The organism is Nocardia vinacea NBRC 16497 (genome assembly GCF_000308835.1).
Taxonomy (GTDB): domain Bacteria; phylum Actinomycetota; class Actinomycetes; order Mycobacteriales; family Mycobacteriaceae; genus Nocardia; species Nocardia vinacea.
Genome location: NZ_BAGN01000160.1, coordinates 1 through 945, shown reverse-complemented (window position 1 = coordinate 945; position 945 = coordinate 1). Strand labels below are relative to the sequence as shown.

1 protein-coding gene and 1 pseudogene are annotated in these 945 nt (G+C 66.9%); both read left to right on the top strand.

Annotation, left to right across the window (positions count from 1 at the left end):
- A pseudogene (locus tag ON44_RS21270) lies at positions 1 to 381 on the top strand (acetyl-CoA C-acetyltransferase); the annotation flags it as partial.
- Between the two features lie 11 nt (positions 382 to 392).
- Positions 393 to 945 (top strand): acyl-CoA dehydrogenase family protein (locus ON44_RS21265; RefSeq protein WP_040692792.1); only part of this gene is annotated, 553 nt, incomplete at its 3' end.

The following is a 945-nucleotide window of genomic DNA, read 5'->3' as shown; positions in this document are numbered from 1 at the left end:
GGGCTTACGCCGTTGGTGCGGTATCGGGCCGGCGCGGTCACGGGTGCCGATCCGGTACTCATGCTGACCGGTCCGATTCCGGCCACCGAGAAGGTATTGCGCAAGGCCGGTATCGGTTTGTCGGAGGTCGGCGTCTTCGAAGTGAACGAGGCATTCGCCCCGATCCCGCTGGCCTGGCTGGCCGAAACCGGTGCCGACCCGGACCTGCTCAATCCGCTGGGCGGCGCGATCGCCCTGGGCCACCCGCTCGGTGGCTCCGGCGCCGTACTGATGACCCGGATGATCCACCACATGCGCGACAACGGAATTCGCTACGGCCTGCAGACCATGTGCGAGGGCGGCGGCACCGCCAACGCCACCGTCGTCGAACTCGTGCACTGAAGGAGCCGACCGTGCGCCGAGACATTTTCACCCCAGACCACGAGGCATTCCGGCAGCTGGCCCGCGAATTCATCGATAAGGAGGTGGTGCCGCACTACCCGGACTGGGAGCGGGCCGGGCAGATGCCGCGCGAAATCTTCGAGCGGATGGGCGAACTCGGCTTACTCGGCACCGCGATCCCCGAGGAATACGGGGGCGGCGGCATGCGGGACTACCGGTTCAATGCTGTGCTGCAGGAGGAGGCCTACCGCGCGCTCGTCACGCTCAGTACCGTCCGCACCCAGATCGACGTGATCCTGCCCTACTTCTTGGAATACGCCGACGCCGAGCAGCGCGACCGCTGGTTTCCGGATCTGGCCTGCGGCAAGCTGCTGACCGCGATCGCCATGACCGAGCCGGGCACCGGCTCCGATCTGGCCGGTGTGCGTACCACCGCGGTTCGCGACGGCGAGGAGTACATACTCAACGGCGCCAAGACATTCATCACCGGTGGTCTGCTCGCGGATCTGGTGATCGTGGTGGCCCGCACGTCATCCGATCCGGACAACCGGCGCGCCGGCCTGA